Consider the following 2,999-nt stretch of genomic DNA (forward strand, 5'->3'; position numbering starts at 1 on the left):
GCTGGGATGGCGAGGATGAGGCGGTGAAATTCTTTGCCCAATTCGGAGGGGATTAAGGTAAGGAGGTGGGGGAGATGGGGGGCGACTTTCTCTGCGTGCTGCTTAGCGATATTGCCTAAGGCATCTGCCGCCATCCTACGCACAGAATAGTCTGAATCTTCAACGAGTTTAAGTAATCCCGGAATCGCCTTTTCGTCACCGATATTGCCTAAGGCATCTGCCACCATCCTACGCACAGAATAGTCTGAATCTTCAACGAGTTTAAGTAATCCCGGAATCGCCTGAGCATCACCGATTTTGCCTAAGGCATCTGCCGCGCTACTACGTACAGAATAGTCTGAATGTTCAACGAGTTTAAGTAATCCCGGAATCGCCTGAGCATCACCGATTTTGCCTAAGGCATCTGCCGCCATACAACGCACATCAGACTCTGAATGTTCAAGGAGTTTAAGTAATCCCGGAATCGCCTGAGCGTCACCGATTTTGCCTAAGGCATCTGCCGCGCTCCAACGCACAGAAGACTCTGAATCTTCAACGAGTTTAAGTAACTCGGGAATCGCCTTTTCGTCACCGATTTTGCCTAAGGCATCTGCCGCGCTCCTACGCACATCAGAGTTTGAATCTTCAAGGAGTTTAAGGAATCCCGGAATCGCCTGAGCGTCACCGATTTTGCCTAAGGCATCTGCCGCGCTCATACGCACATCAGAGTTTGAATCTTTAAGGAGTCTAAGTAATCCCGGAATCGCCTGAGCGTCACCGATATTGCCTAAGGCATCTGCCGCCATCCTACGCACATCAGACTCTGAATGTTCAACGAGTTTAAGTAATCCCGGAATCGCCTGAGCGTCACCGATATTACCTAAGGCATCTGCCGCGCTCCTACGCACAGAAGAACCTGAATGTTCAACGAGTTTAAGTAATCCCGGAATCGCCTTTTTGTCACCGATTTTGCCTAAGGCATCTGCCGCCATCCAACGCACAGAAGAATCTGAATGTTCAACGAGTTTAAGTAATCCCGGAATCGCCTTTTTGTCACCGATATTGCCTAAGGTATCTACCGCCATCCTACGCACAGAATAGTCTGAATGTTCAACGAGTTTAAGTAATCCCGAAATCGCCTTTTCGTCAGCGATTTTGCCTAAGGCATCTGCCGCGCTCCAACGCACATCAGACTCTGAATCTTCAACGAGTTTAAGTAATCCCGGAATCGCCTGAGCGTCACCGATTTTGCCTAAGGCATCTGCCGCGCTCCAACGCACATAAGAGTCTGAATGTTCAACGAGTTTAAGTAATCCCGGAATCGCCTTTTCGTCACCGATTTTGCCTAAGGCATCTGCCGCCCTCATACGAACATAAGAGTTTGAATCTTCAAGGAGTTTAAGTAATCCCGGAATCGCCTGAGCGTCACCGATATTACCTAAGGCATCTGCCGCGCTCATACGCACATAAGAGTCTGAATCTTCAAGGAGTTTAAGTAATCCCGGAATCGCCTTTTCGTCACCGATTTTGCCTAAGGCATCTGCCGCGCTCATACGCACATAAGAGTCTGAATCTTCAACGAGTTTAAGTAATCCCGGAATCGCCTGAGCGTCACCGATATTGCCTAAGGCATCTGCCGCCATCCTACGCACATCAGAGTCTGAATGTTCAAGGAGTTTAAGTAATCTCGCAATCGCCTCATCCGATCGCACTTCCTCCAAAAGCTCAACCTTCAACCACCCCGGCACATCCAACTCATCCACCAACCCAACCGTGCGCTGCTGAAACACCCGCTGCACCTCCCCCGCCAGCCGCGCCCCCAGCCTCAAATCCACATCCAAGGCCAGCCGCACCACCCGCACCGCCTGCACCTCATCCCGCAACAACGACAGCATGAACGCCAGAGGCTCCGTCCATTTAAAATAATTCAAATAGAAATGCTGCAACCGTTCATCCTCGATCGCATCAATATGCCTTTCAACCAACAGTTTCAGCAACGCCCGCCCCGCATAATACTCCTGAAATAATTGGTGATGAAACTCAATTTCCTCCGGCTTTGCCGCCACCTGCAACAGATGGTGCTCCAGCAAATCCTCTAGCCACTCCTTCGCCTTCGTTGGCGCATCCACCACCCCCCGATCGCGCAACCAGCACTCCAAAATCCCCTCAGCCCGATCGCGATTAATCGCCACCCAACCATCCGTGGGGGGCTGCGAGTCACCCTGCAACATCACAAAAGCCAACTGCTGCAAAACCTCCGACTTGAAGCGCCGAAAATCATCCGAAACCAACGCACCGCGCTTAAACTCCTCATACTGGCGATCGAACTCCTGAAACAACTGGCCCTTACTCTGGGGAATTTTCCCGCTATTTTTAAACACCTTACACATCATTTCCAGTAGTAACGGCGTTTCGGCAATCTCTCGCAGGCGATCGCGCAATTGTCGCAGTAGCAAATCCCCATGTTGCGGCAAATGCTTGTGCACAAACTCCCGCATTTGCGGTTGCGTCAGCGCGCACATCTCCAGCTTGTTCTCAATGCCCAAAGATCCGCCCAGCGCCAAATCCCGCGTCGTGAAAATCATCGGCGTATCGGGATTTTCGTCGTGGAATAGCTGCAAATCCTGCCGCCTTTGTTGCGATGGCATCTCATTCACCCCATCCAGCAACAGCAGCAACCTGCCATCCAGCAGCAAATCATCCACCTCTTCCGGACAAACTCTCAGCTTTGCCTGTCGAAATTCGGCACAGATTGCTTCTAAAATGGAGCGATCGCTCCTCAACTGCACCAACACCGGAATTGGTCGATCGCCCTCATTGAGCGCTTCTGATGCCCATTCCCACCGAAAACGCTGCAAAACCGTCGATTTTCCCGAACCCGGCTTGCCCACTAGCAGCACATTTCCCTGCTGCACGTACTTGCGGAGTCCCGCCAGCACTTCCAGCCGCTCGATTTTCGTTTCTGGTTTATTTTGTGCGGATCGAGGTTGCGATCGATCCTCCGGTGGCTTTTCCACCCG

The 2,999-nt window shown here is 51.4% G+C and carries 1 protein-coding gene; it reads right to left on the bottom strand.

The genetic code is table 11. The annotated features are described in order from the left end of the window. A partial coding sequence (locus tag ACUVJL_RS11930) for a HEAT repeat domain-containing protein (protein WP_445246044.1) occupies positions 1-2,999 on the bottom strand: 2,999 nt, incomplete at both ends.

The sequence above is a fragment of the Microcoleus sp. OTE_8_concoct_300 genome, assembly GCF_031383065.1.
Taxonomy (GTDB): Bacteria; Cyanobacteriota; Cyanobacteriia; order Cyanobacteriales; family Microcoleaceae; genus Microcoleus.